Raw genomic sequence first — 20,464 nt, forward strand, 5'->3', positions numbered from 1 at the left:
CGCCCTCTCGTTACCGGACTGAGATCCGCTCATGTCTGGGTGTACGTACAGCGCGGCGTCCCGGTTTAGGTGAATTGTCACCGTGTGAACGGCAGCCGTAGCTGGAGGCGGAACCCACCGTCGGGCGTCGGGCCTGACGTGATCACCCCGCCGAGCAGGGCCGCCCGCTCCTGAAGGCCGACCAGTCCGTGCCGGGCGCTGGGCAACGCGAGCGTCGGACGGGTCGGCGCGGTGTTCGTGACGGTCACGGTCAGATGGGTGTCGTGCGCGATCTCGACGTGGGCCGTGCCGCCGGGGGCGTGCTTGCGGACGTTGGTGAGGGCCTCCTGGATCGTCCGGTAGATCGTGCGCTGGCACGCCGAGTCGATGCCGGCGGGAGCGGACCCGGTCAGCGTGGCCTCGATGCCGCTGCCCGCCACCAATCCGTCCACATCGGACAACGTCGGTTGCGGAGTCAGCTCGGTGGCCGCGCTTCCGGACGCGCGCAGCAGGTTCACCATGTGCCGCAACTCGTCCAGCGTGTCGACGGACAACCGGCGAACGTTCTCGGCGGCGGCCCGTGCGTCGGGATCCGCGGTGGACACGCTCAGCGCTCCCGCCTGGACCGCGATCAGGCTGACCTTGTGCGAGACCACGTCGTGCATCTCACGCGCCAACTGGTTGCGTTCCCTGGCCAGCACGGCCTGCGCGTCCAGCTCACGTTCGTACTCACGTGCCCAGACGAGCCTTCCGAAGAAAATCGGCGCCACGGCCGTCATCACCGCGTAGATCCCCACGAGCAGCACGTCGGCCTGCTCCACCTCGAGATCCATGCCGGGAAAGAGATACCCGGCCGTCCCGAGCACCGCGCACCCCGTGAGCAGCACTCGATCCGAGTGCCGCACCGCCACCGAGTAGAGCGCGAACACGGTGGCGAGCAGCCCGCCGACGATCGCCAGCGCCGGCAGCGTCGCCAGGAACACAAGCACGGGCCAGCGACTCCGGAACACCAGCGCGACCACGGCCAGAACCGCGACGCCGACCGAAAGCGGGTCGCGCGGTTCGTTGAGCCCCGACTCGACGGCCGCGACCACGATCAGCGCGGCGTTGACGAGCAGCGCCCGGTTCACAGCAGCCCCGCCCGCTGAGCCAGCAGCGCCGCCTGCACGCGGCTGCCGACGCCCAGCTTGGCCAGGATCGCGGACACGTGGTCCTTCACCGTGCCGACGCTGACGTGGATGCGCGAAGCGATGTCCGCATTGGACAGTCCCTCTGCCACCAGCACCAGCACGGCCCGTTCCCGCTCGGTCAGCCGCTCGGCCCTCGCCGCCTCCGGGGAACCCGCGCCCGAGCCCAGATACCCGTCCACCACCGTGCGCGTGACCTTCGGCGACAGCACGACACCACCCGCCGCGAGCGTGCGGACGAACTGCGCGAGCTGGTCCGGCGCGGTGTCCTTCAGCAGGAACCCGGCCGCGCCCGACCGCAGCGCCGTCGCGATGTACTCGTCCGAGTCGAACGTCGTGAGCATCGCCACCACCGGCGGATTCGGGGAGCCGCGCAGCTGCCGCAGGATCGTGAGCCCGTCGACGTCGGGCATCCGGATGTCGAGCAGCACGACGTCCGGGCGGTGCAGGCTCACCTCCTTGACCGCCTGCGCGCCCGTCACCGTCGCGACGACCTCGATGTCCCCCGCCGCCCGCAGGATCAGGCGGAACCCCGAGCGCACCAGCTCCTCGTCGTCGACGACGATCACGCGAACCATGCGGTCCAGTCTCGGCTCGCACGCCACGGGCGCGCATCCGGGGTTGGTCGGTCCGGCCTCCCCCGACCGGCTGGACCACACCCGACGATCGGCGGGGTCCGGCCGAGTCGTGCGTCCTCTGTGGACTCCGTCGGCCAGGATGGGCGGATGAACTCGCTGTTGCTCGCCGCCGCGTTCGCCATGGTCGTCAGATCACTGGCCGCGAACCGGCTGGACCGCTGGAACCTCGGCGCGCCGCTGGTGATGGTGCTGGCCGGGGTCGTGGTCGGGTTGTTCGAGCCGAGCGCCATCGCGGAGGGCCTCAACACCGAGTCCGTGCAGCACGCGGCCGAGATCATCCTCGCGGTGCTGCTGTTCGTCGACGCCACGGAGGTGCGCGCGGGCCGGCTGTGGGGCGCCTATCCCGGGCTGGTGGCACGCGTGCTGCTGGTGGCCATGCCGGTGAGCATCGCCGTGGCCGCGCTGCTGGGCTGGCTGCTGTTCCCGACCCTGCCGTGGGCGGTCCTCCTGCTGGTCGCGTGCGTGACGGTGCCGATCGACTTCGCCCCGGCGGAACGGGTCGTGCGCGATCCGGGGCTGTCGGTGCGGGTGCGCGGCACGTTGAACGTCGAGAGCGGCTACAACGACGGCATCGTCACGCCGCTGTTCCTGTTCGCGCTGATCCTGGCGGGCGACGACTCGCAGGACCGCACGCCGCTGGAGGCGCTGGGCACGGTGCTGCCGTTCGCGCTGAAGGCCCTGCTGGCCGGCGTCGTGATCGGCGCGCTGCTCGGCTGGCTGATGGACCTCGCGCACCAGTCAGGCTGGGTGAGCGACCAGTCCGCACGGGTCGCGGTGCTGCTGGCCCCGCTGCTGACCTACACCGCGACGGTCGCGATCGACGGCAACGGCTTCGTCGCCTCGTTCGTCTGCGGCATCGCGTTCCGGTACGTGCACCGGCTGCTCAAGGCCCGCCGGGTTCGCACCGGACGGGCCGAGGCGCGCACGGACGCGTTGAACACCGACCTGCACCTGCTGGAGGACGTCACCGGCCTGCTGACGATGACCATGTGGTTCGTGGTCGGCATCGCCGCCGTGCTCACGTTCTACCTGGGCGTCTCGTGGCAGGTCCTGCTCTTCTGCGCGGCCGTGCTCACCGTGGTCCGGCTCGTGCCCGTGTTCCTCGCCTTCACCGGGTCGCGGATGCCCCGGCGCGAACGCCTGCTCGTCGGCGCGCTGGGACCACGCGGCACGACGACGATCGTGTTCGGCCTGCTGGCCTTCAACCGGCTGCCCGAGGGGAACGCCGCCGACACGATCCTGACGATCACCGTGGTCTGCGTGCTCGGCAGCGTCGCCCTGCACGGCGTCGGAGCGACGCCCTTTCAGAGACTCTTGGCGAAGTGGAACGCGGGGATCACGAAGCCCGAGGCCAGGTAGAGGCGGTGCGCGTTGTGCCTCGGCGTCCCGGAGTCGAGGTGCACGCCCGCGCAGCCGAGCCTGCGGGCCTCGTCGTCGACCCACCGCAGCAGGGCGCTCGCGTGGCCCTGCCCGCGGGCGGCCGGCAGCGTGCTCAGGTCGTCGATGTAGAGGTGTGAACCCGCGTAGAGGTTGGTCATGTGCCGGAACCCGGCCACCGCGACGACCTGGCCGTTCGCGTCGAGGGAGGCGGCGATCCGGTAGCCCTCCCGGCGTTGGGCGCGCACGAGGTCCACGAACTCGTCGACGTCGGTGAGGTGCGGACGGAGCTCTCGCATCGCGTCGAACGCCTGGGCGGTCTCCGCGCCGTCGAGCTCGGTGATGGTGTGGGTGAAGGTGGTCACGGTGCTGATGCTCGTCCGCCAAGTGGCATCCCAGAAGACCCATTCCAGACGTAAACCAAGAGGCCACTATGCCTCATTGATGTGACCCGGGTCTCATTCGTTCGGATCAACGGGACGCGGGCGGGCGGTCGCGACAACTCCTATCGTGACCCGCATCGCCGAGCAGGGACACCGGCCCGACCTCACCACGCAGGACCCGAAAGAGGTCTTCGCGTGGCTTTTCGACACCTACGCCGGGCAGATCCGCGCCTATCTCGCGGGACGGGCCGGTCCCGACGCCGCCGACGACCTCGTGGCCGAGACCTTCCTCGTCGCGCTGCGAAGACGCAGGACGTACGACCCGGCCCAGGCCACCGCGCGCAGCTGGCTGTACGGCATCGCGACGAACCTGCTGCGCAACCACGTGCGGCAGGAGGTGCGCGGCCTGCGGCTGACGTCACGGGCGGCCGGCGGCGAGACCGAGGTGGAGAACCACGACACGGCGGTCGCGGACCGCGTGGACGCCGCCGCCAGAATGCGCGCGCTCGCCGGGGCACTCGCCCGGCTCGGCGAGCAGGACCGCGACGTTCTCCTGCTGACCTCGTGGGCCGGGCTGGAACCGGCCGAGGTCGCCGACGCGCTCGGCGTGCCGTCCAGCACGGTCCGGTCGCGCCTGCACCGGTTGCGCCATCGCCTGCAGTCCCTGCTCACGAACTCCACGGAGGACGCACCCCGATGAAAGAGCTCGACGAGGCATTCGAGCTGCTGCACCGCGACGCCCGCGAGACGCCCGGCGACCTGGCGGGGGCGCGCGCCAGGCTGATGGCCGAACTCGACGGCGTGACGCCGTTGCGCAAGCGGCGCGGGTGGGTGCTGCCGACGGCCGCGGCGGCGGTCGTCCTGCTGGCCGCGGGCACCGCCGGGGTCGTGGTCACCCGGCAGCAGACGCTGAACGTCGCGACGGCGTCCGAGGTGCTGCTGCGTGCCGCGGACAGCATCGACGTCGGCGCGGTGGCGCCGAGGGTCGGGCCCGGCCAGTACCTGCTTCGCGTCGAACACGTGAGGTCCAGCCGTTCGGACGTCGAGAACCCGGACAGCGGCATCGGCTACACCTACCTGCTGGAGCAGGAGATATCGCGCTGGATCCCGGCGAACGACCGCGACGTCTGGCAGGAGACGCGCGAGGTGCTGGGATCGCCGCGGGTGATCGGCCAGAACCTGCCGGCGGGACAGACACCGCCGCTGGCGATCCAGCCCACCGACGACGGCCAGTGGGCCGGTCCGTGTGGCGACTTCTTCCCGGAGGCCAAGCCGAAGAAGGTGTGCGGCGATCCGGACGACTGGGACAGCCCGGAGTTCTACGCGCGACTGCCTCGCGATCCGGACCAGCTGTACGGCCGGTTGAAGAAGCTGACGGAGAACCGCGGCAGCGCGCCGGACACGATGTTCCACTACGCCATCCAGATCCTGGCCACGGGCATGATGCCCGCGGACCTCAGGGCCCAGTGGTATCGCGCGATCGCGAAGATCCCCGGCATCCGGATCGCGGCCCAGGCGACCACTTTGGACGGACGTGACGGTGTCGCGCTGGGCCTCACGACGGAGCAAGAGCAACGGCAGCTGATCATCGATCCCGCGACCGGCGAGTTCATCGGTGAGCGCACGGTGGCGGGTGCGCGGCCGTCCCAGCCCTGGATCAGCCCCGGCGTCGAGACCTACTCGAGTTCCATCACCACGTCCGTGGTCAACGGGCGCGGCCAGACGAGGTGACGGGTGGGGCCTCCCCCGACGGAGGCCCCACCCGTGGTCAGAGCGCGGGCTTCGTCAGCACCGGCTTGGTCAGCAACTGCGACGGAGCCCGCTTCGGCCGCGGATCGATGCTCCCGGTCACGAAGATCTCGTACCAGAGGCAGAAGACCAGCACCGTCCAGATCTTCCGGCTGTGGTCGGCCACGTCGTCCTTGTGCTCCTTGAGCAACCGCCGCACCAGGTCGAGGTCGAGCAGCCAATCCGCGCGCGACGTGTCGAGCACGTGCAACGCCCACTGGTACATCTCGGCGCGCAGCCACACCCGGATCGGCGTGGGGAACCCGAGCTTCACCCGGTTCACGATGTGCGGCGGCACCACGCCTTCGAGGGCACGGCGCAGCGCGTACTTGGTGTCGGTGGAGCGCGGCGGCAGCTTCAGCTCACGTGGAATCGTCGCGGCCACGTCGAACACCGCGTAGTCGAGGAACGGCACCCGCACCTCCAGCGAGTTCGCCATCGACATCCGGTCGGCCTTGACCAGGATGTCGCCGCGCAGCCACGTGTAGAGGTCGACGTACTGCATCTTCTCGACGTCGCCGAGGTGCTGCGCCTCGGCGTAGATCGGCCCGGTGACGTCGGTGTAGCTCACGCCGGGGTCGTACTGCTTGAGCAGCAAGGACTTCTCGGCCTCGGTGAACATCCGCGCGTTGCCGTAGTAGCGTTCCGCGATCGGCGTCGCGCCGCGTTCGAGGAAGCTCTTGCCCTTCACGCCCTGCGGGATGGCCTTCGACACGGCCTTCAGTCCGCGCCGCACACCGTCGGGCAGGCCGGTGACCGCCTTGAGCGACAACGGTTCCCGGTAGATCGTGTAGCCGGCGAAGAACTCGTCGGACCCCTCGCCGGACAACGCGACCGTGACGTGTTCGCTCGCCTTCTTCGCCACGTAGTACAGCGGCACCAGCGCGGGATCCGCCACCGGTTCGTCGAGGTGCCAGATGATCTCGGGCAGCACGTCCATCATCATCTGCGCGTCGACCACGACCGGGTGCATCGTCACGCCCAGGGCCTTCGCGGTCTCCTCGGCGACCGGCAGTTCGGAGTAGCCCTCGACCTCCAGCGCCGCGGTGAACGTCAGGATGTCCGGGTTGACCTCCCGCGCCAGCGCGACGACCGCCGTCGAGTCGATGCCGCTCGACAGGAACGCGCCGACCGGCACGTCGGACCGCAGGTGGAGGCGGACGCTTTCCCTGAGAGCGTCCCGAATCCGGGCGTAGAGCCGCTCCGGGTCGTCGTGCGGCACCGGCCGGAACTCCGGCTGGTAGTACCGCCGCACGGCCAGGCCGTCCTCGGAACGGTAGGTGAAGCACTCCCCCGAGCCGATCCGCTTGATCTGCTTGTGCAGCGTCGCCGGCTCCGGCACGTACTGCAGCGTCAGGTAGTAGGACAGGCTCGCGTGGTCGAGGGTCTGGTCGCCCCAGGCGGCGAACGGCAGCAGCGCCTTCTTCTCGCTCGCGAAGAACACGCCGTCGTCGGTGACGAGGTGGAACAGCGGCTTGATGCCGAACGGGTCGCGCGCGCCGAACGCGACCCGTTCCCGACGGTCCCAGATGACGAACGCGAACATTCCGCGCAGCCGCCGGACCGCCGCCTGCCCCCAGTGGTGATAGGCGGCGACGATGACCTCGGTGTCGCCTTCGGTCGTGAACGTGAGCCCGGCGGCGATCAGTTCATCTCTGAGTTCCAGGTAGTTGTAGATCTCGCCGTTGAACGTGATGACATAGCGTCCGTTCTCATATTCGAGCGGTTGCTCGCTCTGCTCGACGTCGATGATGGACAGCCGTTTGAAGCCCATCACCACTTCGTCGCCGACGGTCACGCACCCGGTGTCGTCCGGGCCGCGGTGGTGCAGGGTCTCGAGCGCTCTCTCGATCGCGGCGGTCCTGTCCTTCGCCGAACCGGAGGCGCAGATGTAGGTCAGCAGTCCACACATGAGTTGGGAAACGTCCTCGGTCAGGGAATCAGGGCGGGAATGCTGGAGTCGAGCAGACCGCGTGCGGCCAGTTCACCGTAAAGCGGGGTCGTTTCCGGGAAATGTCCCCAGGCGTGGTCGCCACTGCCGTCGCCAGCGTTTCCGAGCAGCTGCCGCTGGACCGGGGAAATGCCGTCCCACCACGGCTGCGCGGGCAGGTCCTCGACCTCGTCGCGAATGTGGATCCACCGCGAGGTGTAGCCGAAGAAGGCGACCTTGCGGGTCACGTCGGAGTGGTTGTCGGAACGCGCGTGCCAGATTCTGCGATCGAAGAAGAGCACGTCACCGGGCTCGACGAGGACCTGCCGCGCGCCGTCCGGCGTGGGCCACTCGACGCCGCGGCTGGGCGGCCCTGGAAGCCAGTTGGTCTTGTGGCTACCAGGCACGATGGTGAGATTGCCGCGTCCTGGCTGCGAGACGTCCGAGAACCAGTAAGCGAGCTTCACCGACAGCCTCGGCCGCGGGTCCGTCTCGATCTCGCGGTTCTGCCGGCCCCCGTCCTGGTGCCAGTGCCACCAGAAAGGCTTCTCCTCCTTCACTCGCGGGTGCACGTCGATGTGCGAGTGGTAGACGTGCGTGTTCCAGCCCATCATCGACCAGACGTAACCGAAAACGGCGGGGTGGTCGAGCAATCCGGCCAGCTCCGGGCAGTTCCGCACCGCGCTGAGCAAATGCATCGGCTCACCCGGAGTGCGCCGCGCGTAAACCCGGTCGATCGCATCGCGGTAGAACTCGACCTCGTCCGAGGAAAGCGCTCCGCGAATCAGCAGATAACCGTCCTCGTCGAACTGTTCGCGTTCCGCCCTGGTCATCGTCGTCCAGGCGGCATTCATCACGGGTGCGTTCAAGGCAACAGCCTTCCGGGTCCGAGGAATCGGTGCGAGCTCGGCGGCTCGGCACATTTCGATTTCAAACCCGATCAACCCGAAAAAGCGAGCCTTTGTGGGATGGGTCTCAAGACGCCGGAATCGCGGGACGCACCCGGCCGCCGCGGACAAGCGTTCTTCAGCGTTCTGTAACAGTCCGAAAAGGTCTCGACGACAGCCAACCTCCGCCGGATTGCGCGCGTCGACAGGAGCATGACCGGAGAAATGGGCGAGGGCCCTGGTCGCCCAGGGCCCTCGCGGAACTGCTCGGGAAAACCCGCCTACGGAGCCAGGTTGATGCCCCACGTGTCGATCGTGCCGACATCGGACGCCGCCAGGTCGCGGACGCGGAGCTTCCACGTCCCGTTGGCGGTCTCGCTCGACACGTTGGCCGTGAACGTGCGGTCGATGTTGTCGGCGGAACCACCGGTGCGGTTGTGGAGCGTGTAGGACGTGCCGTCCGGCGCGATCAACGCCACCGTCAGGTCACCGACGTACGGGTGGACGATCCGCACCGTCACCACGGAGCCGGCGGACGGCATGGCGGAACATCCGGAGATCACGACGTCGCTGTCGACCGCGGCGCCCGCGTCCGGGATGGCGACGTCGTTGGGGTTCGTGCCGGTGCAGCTGCCGCCACCGCCGCCCGTGACGGTCAGCGAGTAGGTGGCCGTGCGGGAGGCAGACCCGGCGGCGGTGATCGTCACCGGGTAGGTGCCCGCGGCGACCGACGCCGTGGTGCTGATCGTCAGCGTCGAGCCCGACCCGGTGGTCACCGAGGCCGGGCTGAACGAAGCCGTTGCGCCGGAAGGAAGTCCGGACGCGGTCAGCTGCACGGTCTGGGCGTCACCGCTCACCGTGGCGGTGCCGACCGTGGCCGAGACCGACGAGCCCGCCGCCACCGAACCGGAGGCAGGCGACACCGAGACGGAGAAGTCGGCGCCCGGCGTGCTGGTGCCGACGGCCGACTTCCACAGGGTGTAGGCGATGCCGTCGACCGCGCGGTTGAGGTGCGTGTCGCTGATGTTCGCGGTGGTGTCGCAGGACGAGTGGTAGCAGGGGTCGAACGCGGCACCCGAGGTACCGCCCCACTTCGTCGCCTGGGCCGCCGTCTTGCGGGCGCTGGCGCCCATCGCGTAGCCGGACGCGGGGATGCCCGCGTTGGTGAAGGACGCGTCGTCGGAACGGTTGCGGCCCTCGGTGTTCTCCTCCGGCGACAGGCCCAGGGAGTCCCAGTACGCCTTCATGTGCGTGGACTGGGTGCTGGTGATGTTGTTGATGAAGTAGCCGCCGTTGGTCGACCCGACCATGTCGAAGTTGTGGTAGGTCTTGATCTTCGAGCGCTCGGCCGTCGGCAGCTGCGAGACGTAGAAGCGCGAGCCGTTGAGGCCCTGCTCCTCGTCGGTCCACCAGCCGAAGCGGACCTTGTTCAGCATCGACGGGTTGCGCTGGGCGAGCACGAGCGCCGTCTCCAGCAACGCGGCCGAGCCAGAACCGTTGTCGTTGATGCCGGGACCCGCGGACACGCCGTCGAGGTGGGCGCCGAACATGTAGACGTTGTTCGCGTTGCCGCCGGGCCACTCCGCGATCACGTTCGGACCGGCGCCGCTGGTGCAGCCGGAGGCGCAGGGCTGCTCGGTCACGCTGTAGCCGGCCGCGGTGAGCTTGTCCTTCACGTACGTCACCGACGCGCGGTAACCGGCCGAGGTGGAACGCCGGTTGCCGCCGTTCTGCGAGGCGATCGTGCCGAACTGGGCGAGGTGCGCCTTGACCGCGTTGATGTCGATGTCCGGGATCTGCGGACCGGTGCCGCCCGTGACGGTCAGCGTGTAGGTCGCGGTCTTGGTCGTGCTGCCCGCGGCCCGGACGGTGATCGGGTAGGTGCCGGACGAGATCGACGCCGCGGTGCTGATCGACAGCGTGGAGTTCGAGCCCGTCGTGACGGACGCCGGGCTGAACGACGCGGTGGCGCCGGAGGGCAGTCCGGTGGCGGTCAGCGCGACGGTCTGCGCCTCGCCCGCCGTGGTCTGGGTCTGGACGGTGGTCGAGGCCGAGGACCCCGCCGCCACCGAACCGGACGCCGGGGACACGGCGACGGAGAAGTCGTTCGCCGGGTTCGAGCCGCCGAGGTTCAGCGACCAGGCGTCGACGCGGCCGGTGTCGTTGTTCGCGTTGTCGTTGACCCGCAGCTTCCACGTGCCGTTCGAGGTCTCGCCCGACAGGTCGACGGTGTAGGTCTGGTCGATGTTGTCCGCGGAGCCGCCGGAGCGGTTGTGCAGGACGTAGGCGGAGCCGTCCGGGGCGACCAGGCTGACCTGGAGGTCACCGATGTAGGTGTGGACGATCTTCACCGGCACCGTGGCGGTGGCCGACGGGGCCGACGCGCAGTCGCTGATGGCGATCGACGACTCGACCGTCGTGTTGTCGCCGATCGCCACGTCGGCTTCGTTGGTGCCGGAACACCCGGCTGCCAGGGCGGGCGCGGAGGCCGCAGGGAGGGCCAGCGCTGCCACGGTGACAGACACCAGTGCTGTGGCGAGCAGAGATCTTCTTCTTCGCACAGTCGGGCTCCTTCGCAGGGATGCAGGGTCACGCGACCGTAGCTGTCGAAGTCGCCCCGGACATCCGGTCGTTCGGATGGTTGTCGTCACGATTGACGTGCGGCGATCCGCCGATGTCCGTTTTCACTTTTAAGTCCCGGCTTCCGTTGCGCCATCAGAGGGATAGCGTCGGGTCCCCGGCCGGAAGGAGACATCGATGTCGCTCGCGATGCCCGACTTCGCGTCCACGTTGCGGGACGCCGTCGTGGCGCGTGGTCTGTCACTCGAACGGATCCGCGACCACCTGGCCCGCCGCGGGGTGTCGGTCAGCCTCGCGACGCTGAGCTACTGGCAGACCGGGCGCAGCCGGCCGGAACGCCGTGCGTCGCTCGCCGCCGTCACGCACCTGGAAGAAGTGCTGGACCTCGAGGCCGGCGCGTTGTCCGCCCTGCTCGCCCCGGCGTTGCGCGGGAGCCGTCTGCAGAGTTCCATCAGCGCGTTCTGGCCGATGCCCGCGGTGATCGACGACGTGGTCGGCGGGGTCGACACGCGCTGGGACTCGCGGCTGACGCGGATCAGTCAGCACGACCGCGTCACGGTCGGGCCTGATCGGGGTGAGCGGTCGTTCGTGTCGCGGCAGGTGCTGCGGGCCGAGGAGGACGGACCGGACCGGTGGGTGGTGATCCTGCACCTCGACGAGCACGACAGGCCGTTGCCGGTGATCAGGCCGCTGCACAACTGCCGGCTCGGAAGGGTCGTCACGCGTCCCTCCGACGGGTTGCTGGTGGCGGAGTTGCTGTTCCGGGCTCCGTTGCGGCGGGGGCAGACGGTGATCACCGAGCACGAGCTGGTGAACCAGGCGCCGTATCCGCTGGCCACCAACTACTCCCGGAAGTTCCGGCGGCCGGTGCACGAGTACGTCCTGGAGGTCACGTTCGACGCGGTTCCGCGCACCTGCCGCCGGGTGGTGCAGGACGCGGACGGGGCGCGGCAGTCGTTCGGCGTGCAGCTGGACGAAGGCGGTTCCGTGCTGGGGGTCGCGCTGAAGTTCGGGCCGGGCTGTTACGGGTTCGAGTGGACCTGGTGAACGACCGTTCACCAGGTCCACCGTTCTCCTAGACCGTGAGCGACCAGCTGCTCAGGACGCCCGTGTCACCGGGGCCGTTGTCCCCGATGCGCAGCGTCCAGGTGCCGCTCGCGGTCTCCCCTGCACCGGGGACCACGGTGAACGTCCTGCCCGCCGGGAACGGATGGCAGCTGTAGCTGCCTCCGGGCGTGCGCATCAGCGGATACGCGCGGCCGCTCGGCGCGACGAGCGTGACGTTCAGGTCTTCCAGACAGGTGTGGGTGGCGTCCACCTTGACCGTGATCGGGTTGGTGGCGGAGCCGGTGGCGGTGGATCGCACCGCGCTGATCGCCGTCTGGAAGTCACGGATCTGGTAGTCCGTGTCGTTCGTGAAGGTGCGCCCGCCGGTGTTGCCGGACGACGTGCGCGCGTTGACCGAAGTGGACAGCTTCGACTGGTTGCCGGCGGCGTCCAGCGCACGGACCGTGAACGTGTACGCGGTGTCGGCGGTCAGTCCGCTCACGGTCGCGGTGGTGCCCGTGACCGTGGTGGCGACCGTGCTGCCGTTGAGCACCTCGTAACCCGTGACGCCGACGTTGTCCGTGGAGGCCTCCCAAGCCAGTGCGACGCTGGACGCCGTGACGCCGGTGGAGCGGAGGTTGTTCGGCGCGGTCGGCGGTTCCGCGTCGGCGCTGCCCGGTTTGGTGCGGGCGGTGACGGACGCGCTGGCGGCGGACGCGTTGCCGGCGGCGTCCTTGGCCTTGATGGTGAACGTGTAGTCGTTGTCCGCCTTCAGGCCCGTGACGGTCGCCGTGGTGCCGGTGACGGCCGTGGCGAGCGTGCTGCCGTTGTAGACGTCGTAACCCGTCACCGCGACGTTGTCCGTGGAGGCCTCCCAGGCCAGTGCCACGCTGGACGCGGTGGTGCTCACGGCACGCGGGTTGCCGGGCGCGCTGGGGGCCGCCGTGTCGCCGCCACCGGTCACCAGGGTGAGGTTCCACTTGCGCAGAGCCTCGTTGACCGGCTGGAAGATCGAGAGGTCGTTGTCGTTGGTCGGGTTCTGCACGCACTGCGAGGGGCCGCCCTCGTGCAGGCCGACCGCCTTGTCGCCGAGCAGCCACGCGCCGCCCGAGTCGCCGCCCTTCGAGCAGGCCGTGGTCCAGGTGAGGTCCTCGATGATCAGGCCACCGCCGTAGTCGATGGACTTGTGCGTGTACTTGACCTCTCCGCACTGCCACTTCGAGGTGTTGCCGGAGTGGCAGACGCGGTCGCCGACCATCGCTTCGGCCGACCCGGTCACGGTGATCGCGGGCGAACCCCAGGTGTTCACGGCGGCGGACAGGTTCCACCCGGCCTCAGTCACCGCGACCACGCCCATGTCGCCTTCGCGGGCGTTCACGGTGCGGCTGCCGCCGACGTTCGAGGTACCGAGGCGGTTCTGCTGGCTGATCTGCCCGTACGCGGCCTGGTTCGCGTCGTTCGTGCAGTGCCCGGCGGTCAGAAAGTGCTTGCCGCCGTTGGCATCCGTCGCGGCGAACCCGACCGAGCAGTACGTCTCCGCACCCGGCCACCACGGGCTGCCGGGCTGCACGGTGCCGGCCTGCTGCCGTGGCTGGGACTTGGTCTCGACGACGTTGATACCGCCGAGCCCGCGCACCTTCTCCAGGAACCGTTCGGTGGCCTGGGTCTTCTTCGTCGTGTTGACCGTGACGTCGACCTGGTTGTCGCGCACGTCGACACCCCAGCTGTAGACGCCGGGCACGCCGTCGCCGATCAGCTTCTTGACCTCATCGAGCGTCCGGTCGAGCTCTGCGGCACTGCGTTGCACCACAACGGCGTTGGCACCCTCGGCGCGTGCTTGCCGTGCGGCGTTCTCGGTCGGGACGGCGACGGTGAGCTTGCCGGCCGAGGCGTCGAACCAGTGCCCGGCGAGCTGGCCGCGCAGGTCCTGCGACAGGCCCTGGAACCGCTGGTGGGCCTCGTTCTGCCGCCCAGCCGGATCCGGCTGGGCGGCGGACGCGCCCGGTACGGCACTGAGCGCGCTGATCGTCAGGACCGATCCGCACGCGGCAGCGACGAATTTGCTGCGCAATCGCATGAGTGGAACTCCTTCGCAGGCAGGGTGCCGAAACGGTATTCCGGAATACCTGCGACCTGCGAATTTAACTTTTCGGTTCTACCTCTTCAATTCAGGCCACCGCGCGTGGTCGGAGTTGATGCGGAACTCGTGCGAATGCGTCCACACACTGCCGGTCGGGTCGCGGTGCTCGTGCTCGACGACTTCCGGGTCGTACGTCGGCCAGAGCCGCAATGCGCCCACCGCGCCCACGGCGGTGATCGCGCCGAGCACGACGAACGCGGTGGTGATGTTCGCGGTCGTGGCCAGCCAACCGGCGAGCGGGTAGCAGAGCAGCCAGCAGGCGTGGGACAGCGCGAAGTCCGCGGCGAACAACGCGGGCCGGTCGAGCGGATCGGCGGACCGGCGCAGCAGACGCGCCCCCGGCGTGAGGGCGAGCGAACATCCGGCGCCGATCAACGCCCACAGCACCAGCAATGTCGGCCAGTGGCCGGCGAACACCGTGCCCGCGAACAACACGGCCACGAGCGTGATTGCCGCACGCAGCACCACAGCGCGATCCGTGAATCGGTCGAGCAGCCGGGGCAACAACAGTGCCGCTGTCAGTGATCCCAGTCCGTTGGCGGCCAAGGCGATGGCGACGTCGGACGCGTCGCGGCCGAGCCCGTCCCGCACGTGCGCCACGGTGTTCACGAACACCATCGAGCCCGCGGCCGCCGCGGCGAGATGCACGGCGAGAAGGCCGCGCAACCGCGGTGTGGCGAGGTAGATGCGGATGCCGCGGGTGGTGTTGTCGTACCAGCCTCCCTTGCGCGGCAGCGGTTTCGGGCGCGGAAGCACCACCGACGTGACGAGCAGGGCGGAAGCCGCGAAGCCGAGCGCAGTGCCGAGGAAGAGCTGGTGGAAGCTGACGACCGCCAGCGCCGCGGCGGCGAGAGCCGGGCTGAGCAGGCTTTCCAGGTCGTAGGCCGTACGGGACAACGTGATCGTGCGGGTGTAGTCGCGCTCGTCGGGCAGGACGTCCGGAATGGTCGCCTGGAACAACGGCGTGAACGCGGCGGATCCGGCCTGCAGCAGGAAGATCAGCACGTAGACCTGCCACACCTCGCTGACCCACGGCAGCATGGCGGCGACCGCGACCCGCACGAGGTCGAGCGCGATCAGGACAGCACGGCGAGGCAGCGCCCCGAGCAACGCCGTGGCGATCGGCGCCACCGTCACGTAGGCGATCATCTTGATCGCCAGCGCGGTGCCGAGCACCGCGCTTGCCTCCGCACCGGCGAGGTCGTAGGCCAGCAGACCGAGCGCGACAGTGGCCAAGCCCGTTCCGGTCAGCGCGACGACCTGAGCGCCGAACAGATTCCGGTACGTCGGATCGCGCAGAACGGAAATCACGGCCGCACTATATGCACGAGAACAGGTTTGCGTCGACGGTGCAATAGCCGATCTCTGGCAACAGCAAATCACTCACAACAATTCACGGTAGGGTTTTCGCCGTGACCCCGTACGACGAAGTGGCGTCCCTCTACGCCGATCTCTTCAGCGACATGCTCGACACCAGGCCGCTCGAACGCGCGATGCTGGCCGCGTTCGCCGAACTCACCGACGGACCGGTCGCCGACCTCGGGTGCGGTCCCGGCCACCTGACCGCGCACCTGCGCTCGCTCGGGCTGGACGTCTTCGGGCTCGACCTCTCCCCCGCGATGATCGCCATCGCCCGCGAGGCCCATCCGGACCTGAGGTTCGAGGAAGGCTCGATGGCCGCACTGGACCTCGAGGACGGGGCTCTCGGCGGCATTCTGGCGTTCTACTCGGTCATCCACATGCCGCCGCGTGAACTGCCGGCCGTGTTCGGCGAGTTCTGCCGCGTGCTCAAGCCCGGCGGCCACCTGATGCTCGGGTTCTTCGCGGGCGACGATCCGCAGCCGCAGGAGTTCGACCACAAGGTGACGCTCGCCTACCGCTGGTCTCCGTCGGCTCTGGTGGATCTGCTGAAGCAGGCGGGTTTCAGCGAGGTCGGACGGCTGGTGCGGGAACCGATCGAGAGCGAACGGTTCCTGCAGGCCCAACTGCTCGTGCGCAAGAACTAGCGGAAGACGACGGTTCCGTTGCCGTTGAGCAGAACCCGGTGCTCGCAGTGCCAGCGGACGGCACGCGACAGGGCGAGGGCCTCGGCGTCGCGGCCGGCGGCGGTGAGCGCGCGTGGGTCGAAGGAATGGTCCACGCGCAGCACCTCCTGTTCGATGATCGGGCCCTCGTCGAGGTCGGGGGTGACGTAGTGGGCCGTCGCGCCCACGTACTTCACGCCGCGGTCGTAGGCCTGGTGGTAGGGCTTGGCGCCCTTGAAACCCGGCAGGAACGAGTGGTGGATGTTGATCACGCGGCCGGCCAGCTTGGCGCACAGGTCGTTGGACAGCACCTGCATGTACCGCGCCAGCACCACCAGATCGGCCTGGTACTCGTCGACGAGTTCGACCAGGCGTTGTTCGGCGAAGTGCTTGGTGTCGGCGGTGTTGGGCACGTGCACGAAGTCGAGCCCAGCCGCCTCCGCCATCGGGCGCAGGTCCTCGTGGTTCGAGACGATGGCGGCGATCTCACCGCCGAGACCGCCCGCACGCCAGCGGAAGAGCAGGTCGTTGAGGCAGTGACCGGCCTTCGACACCATCACGAGCACGCGTGGCGGCCGGTCGTCCCACAGGTCGAAGTCCATCTCGAACTGGGTCGCGACCTTCGCGAACTCACCGGCGAGGTCGTCGGCCTCGACGCCGTCGCAGGAGAACGCGGTGCGCAGGAACAACTTCCCGCGCACGTCGTCGTCGAACTGCTGGTGCTGCACGATGTCGCAGCCGTGGTCGACCAGGAACGACGTCACGGCGTGCACGATGCCCGCGCGTTCCGGGCAGTGCAGGGTCAGGGTGAACTGGGGCATCACGCCACCGCCAGGTACTCGGAGCACGCGTCGCCGAGCCACGCCGCGAAGTACTCGGCGAACGACGACCGCACCAGGACCGTGTACCGGTCGTCGCCGTTCACCTGCAGGATGATTCCCGTCCTCGCGAGCAGCGTCTGCACGCAAGTGCCGCCGGGAGCCGAAGCCGGGTGCAGGTCCACGGAACATCCGTGAGCCAGCACGTTCCGGACCCGCGGCCCTTGAAGGACCACGGTCGTGCGCTGAGCCGAAGTGTCCACAACGGACCCTCTGACAGTCCCGAGCGCGCCACGCAACACCTCCTCGATCGTGATCTGCAGGTCGGGGGCGGCCACGACGAGGAACTCGTCAGGGCCCAGCCACAGCACCTCGACGTCCCCGAACCGTCCGGAGCCCGAGATGAAGGTACAAGCGGCAGAAGGGAACTGGACGCCCAGCGCCGAACCCATCGCCGCGATGGCACCGGAATCCGACACGCGAACCGTGAGCTGCGACCGGAACGGCAGCTCCGCGGCGTTCAGCACGGGGGCGAGCGCCGCCAGCCGATCGGTCCAGGCGGAGAGAGGGCTAGCCGTCACGACGGGCTCCTTCCTTGTCGTACAGCACGGATTCGGTGACGGTGACCGGCACGAGCGCGTCCTCGACGGGCACGAACAGGGTCTCGCCGATGCGTTCGTGGCCCGAGCGCACCAGCGCCAGCGCGAACGTCCGGCCCAGCGCGGCACTCGGGTAGCTGGACGTGACGTGGCCGAGCATCCGCACCGGCGGCTCGGGCAGCCGATCGGTCTCCACGATCTGCGACCCCTCCGGCAGCAGCACCGAAGGGTCGACGGGCAGGAGCCCCACCAGCTGCTTGCGGTCCGAGCGGTTGTTCTCGGCGCGGGCGAACGAGCGCTTGCCGATGAAGTCGGGCTTCTTCTTCGACACCGCCCACGACATGCCCAGGTCCTGCGGTGTGACCGTCGCGTCGGTCTCCTGGCCGATGATCGGGTAGCCCTTCTCGGCGCGGAGCACGTGCATGGTCTCGGTGCCGTACGGCGTGATCCCGTACTGCTCCCCCGCCTCCATCAGCGCCTCCCAGACGGCGATGCCGTGCCAGGCGGTCACGTTGATCTCGTAGGCCAGCTCGCCGGAGAAGCTGATCCGGCACACCCGCGCCGGAACTCCCGCGACGACGGTGTCGTGCCAGGCCATGAACTCGAACGCCTCGTTCGACACGTCCAGCGTGGGGGCGACGGCGGCGAGGACGTCCCGGGATCGCGGGCCCACCAACGGGATCGTGGCCCAGTGCTCGGTGACCGAGGTGCAGTGCACGTCGAGGTGCGGCCACTCCGTCTGCAGCCACTCCTCCATCCAGTCGAGGATCTTCGCGGCGTTGCCGGTGGTCGTGGTGATGAGGTACCGCTCCTCGCCGACGCGGATCACCGTGCCGTCGTCGATCACCATGCCGTCGACGCCGCACATCACGCCGTAGCGGATCTTGCCGACCTTCAGCGTGCTCATCATGTTGGTGTAGAGCATGTCCAGGAACTTGCCGGCGTCAGCGCCCTGCACGTCGATCTTGCCGAGCGTCGAGCCGTCCATCATGCCGACGCTCTCCCGCGTGGCACGGCATTCGCGCAGCACGGCCGTGTGCAGGTCCTCGCCCGGCTTCGGGTAGTACCAGGGCCGCTTCCACTGCCCGACGTCCTCGAACAGCGCCCCGTGCGCCACGTGCCACGGATGGATCGCCGTGACGCGCACCGGGTCGTGCAGGTCGCCGCGGTCACGGCCGGCCAGCGCGGCGAAGGAGATCGAGGTGTAGGGCGGGCGGAACGTCGTGGGCCGCTGGTCTTCCAGCTCGACGCCGAGCGCCTCGGCGACGATGCCCGCCGCGATCATGCCGGAGGTCTTGCCCTGGTCGTGCGCGGTGCCGATGGTCGTGTAGCGCTTGACGTGCTCCAACGACCGCAGGCCCGCCCCGGTCGCCCGCAGCACGTCGGAGACCGTCGAATCCCTTTGCAGGTCGACGAAGCTCGCGTCGTCGTCGCCCGGCACCCGCCACAGCACCAGGCCGGAGCGTGCCGTGCACCGCGAGTCCGACACGGGCAGCGGTACCTGACCGCCCGGCGCGAACCCGGCGGCGGCAGCGGCCTCCGCACCGGCGTCCCGTCCCTGCCGCGCACACTCGTTCAGGTCCAGCTCACCGGTCGCGGACCCCGCCACCCGGACGGTGGAGAGCTCCTCGCCCGGCACGAAAGCGCCGAGTTCTCCGTCGTAGCGCAGCTTCCCGCGGGCCTGGCTGAACAGGCTGACGACGGGGTTCCAGCCGCCCGAGACGAGGACGGTGTCGCACGGGACGGTGACGTCCGGTGAAGCGGGGGCCAGCGGGCCGATCCGCGCCGCGGTCACCCGGCCGTCGCCCTCGGTCCCCACCACAACATGCCCGGCACGAACCTCGATGCCCCGCGCCGCGCACTCGGTCGCGAGCCGGGCAGGAGCCTCTGGGCGAGCGTCGACGATCAGCGCGATGTCCACACCGGACTCCGCGAGGTCGATCGCCGCGCAGTACGCGCTGTCGTTGGTGGTGAACACGACGGCCCGCGAGCCGGGCAGCACTCCGTAGCGGTGCAGGAACGTACGCGCGGACGAGGCCAGCATGATCCCTGGCCGGTCGTTGCCCGAGAACACCACCGGACGTTCGTGAGCACCGGTCGCGAGCACGGTCTGCCGCGTCCTGATCCGCCAGACCCGTTGCCGGGCAACGCCTTCCGGCGCCGCGAACCCGAGATGGTCGGTGCGCTTCTGCAGGGCGAGCACGAACCCGTCCTGGTACATGCCGAACGCCGTGGTGCGCTCCAGCACCAGCACCCCCGGCGTGCTCTTCAACTCGGCGACGATGTCCGCGGCCCACTCGGCGGACGGCCTGTCGTCCAGGTACTCCTCCACGCCCAGCAACGCGCCGCCGGCCTGGTTCTGCTCGTCCACCAGCACCACCCGCGCACCGCTGCGAGCGGCGGTCAGAGCCGCCATCAGGCCAGCGGGCCCGGCACCCACGACCAGCACGTCGCAGTGCTCGTGCTTGGCGTCGTAGCGTGACGGGTCCGGTTCCGAGGCAAGCCGTCCCTGGCCCGCCAGCCCTCTCGCCACGAGACCGTCGTAGAGCTCCACGGTCGTCGCGAGCAGCATCGGCTCGGAGAACGGCGCCTCGATCTGGACCAGCGACGTCGGGTCCTCGGAGCCCGCCGCCACGATGCCACGCGGCCGGCCGAGCTTCACGCTGCTGCCGACCTCGTGCACGCCGTTCGCGAGCAGGGCCGACGCGAGGGTGTCACCGGGGTGCCCGGTGTAGGACTGGCCGTTGAAGGTGAAGTGCAGCAGGGTGTCCCGGTCGATCGCGCCACCGGTGGGCGTGCGGAACGTCATGCGATCACCTCGGGCATGGGCTCGCCCACGCGGTAGACGGCCAGCAGGTCGTGGGTGCGGGTGTCGCGGACGGCGTTGAACCACCGCCGGCATCCGGCGTGGTGGCTCCAGCGCTCGGCGAACGGGCCGCTCGGGTTCTCCCGGAAGAACACGTACTGGGCCCATTCCTCGTCGGTCAGCGCCGACGGGTCCTCGGGGTACGCGACGTGGGCCTGGCCGCCGTAGTGGAACTCCGCTTCCTCGCGCGGCCCGCACCACGGACACGGGATGAGTTGCAT

17 protein-coding genes are annotated in these 20,464 nt (G+C 69.4%); 5 read left to right on the plus strand and 12 right to left on the minus strand.

The window, feature by feature from the left end; all coding sequences use genetic code 11:
- Positions 1 to 77: 77 nt before the first annotated feature.
- Entirely contained in the window at positions 78 to 1,109 is a 1,032-nt protein-coding gene (locus OG205_RS13315) for a sensor histidine kinase (protein WP_330276539.1), read from the minus strand.
- The gene (locus OG205_RS13320; protein WP_330276540.1) at positions 1,106 to 1,744 is read right to left on the minus strand and encodes a response regulator transcription factor; all 639 of its coding nucleotides are present in this window, start codon (positions 1,742 to 1,744) and stop codon (positions 1,106 to 1,108) included. Before OG205_RS13320 ends, OG205_RS13315 begins: the two co-directional genes overlap by 4 nt.
- Before the next feature lie 147 nt (positions 1,745 to 1,891).
- On the opposite strand from OG205_RS13320, the gene OG205_RS13325 reads away from it, so the two are divergent.
- Positions 1,892 to 3,163 carry a cation:proton antiporter gene (locus OG205_RS13325; protein ID WP_330276541.1) on the plus strand — a complete coding sequence of 424 codons (1,272 nt, stop codon included), beginning with the start codon at positions 1,892 to 1,894 and terminating at the stop codon, positions 3,161 to 3,163.
- On the opposite strand, the gene OG205_RS13330 is transcribed toward OG205_RS13325, so the two are convergent.
- On the minus strand, positions 3,109 to 3,546 hold the full coding sequence (locus OG205_RS13330; RefSeq protein ID WP_330276542.1) for a GNAT family N-acetyltransferase: 438 nt from the start codon (positions 3,544 to 3,546) through the stop codon (positions 3,109 to 3,111). The two genes, OG205_RS13325 and OG205_RS13330, sit on opposite strands and share 55 nt — an antisense overlap.
- Before the next feature lie 145 nt (positions 3,547 to 3,691).
- Here OG205_RS13330 and OG205_RS13335 point away from each other — a divergent pair, with 145 nt between their 5' ends.
- Both OG205_RS13335 and OG205_RS13340 read left to right on the plus strand, forming a co-directional pair.
- Positions 3,692 to 4,264 carry an RNA polymerase sigma factor gene (locus OG205_RS13335; protein WP_330276543.1) on the plus strand — a complete coding sequence of 191 codons (573 nt, stop codon included), beginning with the start codon at positions 3,692 to 3,694 and terminating at the stop codon, positions 4,262 to 4,264.
- Positions 4,261 to 5,295 carry a CU044_5270 family protein gene (locus tag OG205_RS13340; RefSeq protein ID WP_330276544.1) on the plus strand — a complete coding sequence of 345 codons (1,035 nt, stop codon included), beginning with the start codon at positions 4,261 to 4,263 and terminating at the stop codon, positions 5,293 to 5,295. Before OG205_RS13335 ends, OG205_RS13340 begins: the two co-directional genes overlap by 4 nt.
- A 37-nt stretch (positions 5,296 to 5,332) precedes the next feature.
- Here the strand turns inward: OG205_RS13340 and asnB are convergent, their stop codons facing one another.
- From asnB to OG205_RS13355, 3 genes are all read right to left on the minus strand, one after another.
- Complete coding sequence (gene asnB / locus OG205_RS13345) at positions 5,333 to 7,264, minus strand: asparagine synthase (glutamine-hydrolyzing) (RefSeq protein ID WP_330276545.1); 1,932 nt, start codon at positions 7,262 to 7,264, stop codon at positions 5,333 to 5,335.
- 20 nt (positions 7,265 to 7,284) lie between these two features.
- Entirely contained in the window at positions 7,285 to 8,151 is an 867-nt protein-coding gene (locus OG205_RS13350; protein ID WP_330276546.1) for a phytanoyl-CoA dioxygenase family protein, read from the minus strand.
- Positions 8,152 to 8,450: 299 nt separating this feature from the next.
- Positions 8,451 to 10,730 (minus strand): M28 family peptidase, encoded by a 2,280-nt coding sequence (locus tag OG205_RS13355; RefSeq protein WP_330276547.1) that lies wholly within the window; start codon positions 10,728 to 10,730, stop codon positions 8,451 to 8,453.
- A 196-nt stretch (positions 10,731 to 10,926) separates the two neighbouring features.
- Here OG205_RS13355 and OG205_RS13360 point away from each other — a divergent pair, with 196 nt between their 5' ends.
- Positions 10,927 to 11,796, plus strand: coding sequence for an XRE family transcriptional regulator (locus OG205_RS13360; RefSeq protein ID WP_330276548.1), 870 nt, complete (start codon positions 10,927 to 10,929; stop codon positions 11,794 to 11,796).
- A 28-nt stretch (positions 11,797 to 11,824) separates the two neighbouring features.
- Here OG205_RS13360 and OG205_RS13365 read toward each other — a convergent pair whose 3' ends face one another.
- Entirely contained in the window at positions 11,825 to 13,873 is a 2,049-nt protein-coding gene (locus OG205_RS13365) for a fibronectin type III domain-containing protein (RefSeq protein WP_330276549.1), read from the minus strand.
- A 78-nt stretch (positions 13,874 to 13,951) separates the two neighbouring features.
- Positions 13,952 to 15,247, minus strand: a complete 1,296-nt coding sequence (locus OG205_RS13370) for an MFS transporter (RefSeq protein WP_330276550.1) — start codon at positions 15,245 to 15,247, stop codon at positions 13,952 to 13,954.
- Positions 15,248 to 15,399: 152 nt separating this feature from the next.
- On the opposite strand from OG205_RS13370, the gene OG205_RS13375 reads away from it, so the two are divergent.
- A complete protein-coding gene (locus OG205_RS13375; RefSeq protein WP_330278158.1) occupies positions 15,400 to 15,942 on the plus strand; it encodes a class I SAM-dependent DNA methyltransferase in 543 nt (180 codons plus the stop codon).
- Here the strand turns inward: OG205_RS13375 and purU are convergent.
- Genes purU through OG205_RS13395 form a run of 4 tightly spaced genes read right to left on the minus strand, consistent with a single transcriptional unit; the run spans position 15,939 to position 20,464 of the window.
- Positions 15,939 to 16,781, minus strand: a complete 843-nt coding sequence (gene purU / locus OG205_RS13380) for a formyltetrahydrofolate deformylase (RefSeq protein WP_330276551.1) — start codon at positions 16,779 to 16,781, stop codon at positions 15,939 to 15,941. The genes OG205_RS13375 and purU overlap by 4 nt on opposite strands.
- Positions 16,781 to 17,359, minus strand: a complete 579-nt coding sequence (locus OG205_RS13385) for a sarcosine oxidase subunit gamma (RefSeq protein WP_330276552.1) — start codon at positions 17,357 to 17,359, stop codon at positions 16,781 to 16,783. Before OG205_RS13385 ends, purU begins: the two co-directional genes overlap by 1 nt.
- A complete protein-coding gene (locus OG205_RS13390; RefSeq protein ID WP_330276553.1) occupies positions 17,349 to 20,186 on the minus strand; it encodes a 2Fe-2S iron-sulfur cluster-binding protein in 2,838 nt (945 codons plus the stop codon). The genes OG205_RS13385 and OG205_RS13390 overlap by 11 nt, the downstream gene beginning before the upstream one ends.
- The gene (locus tag OG205_RS13395; protein ID WP_319979606.1) at positions 20,183 to 20,464 is read right to left on the minus strand and encodes a sarcosine oxidase subunit delta; all 282 of its coding nucleotides are present in this window, start codon (positions 20,462 to 20,464) and stop codon (positions 20,183 to 20,185) included. The genes OG205_RS13390 and OG205_RS13395 overlap by 4 nt, the downstream gene beginning before the upstream one ends.

Source organism: Lentzea sp. NBC_00516, assembly GCF_036346835.1.
Classification (GTDB): Bacteria; Actinomycetota; Actinomycetes; order Mycobacteriales; family Pseudonocardiaceae; genus Lentzea; species Lentzea sokolovensis.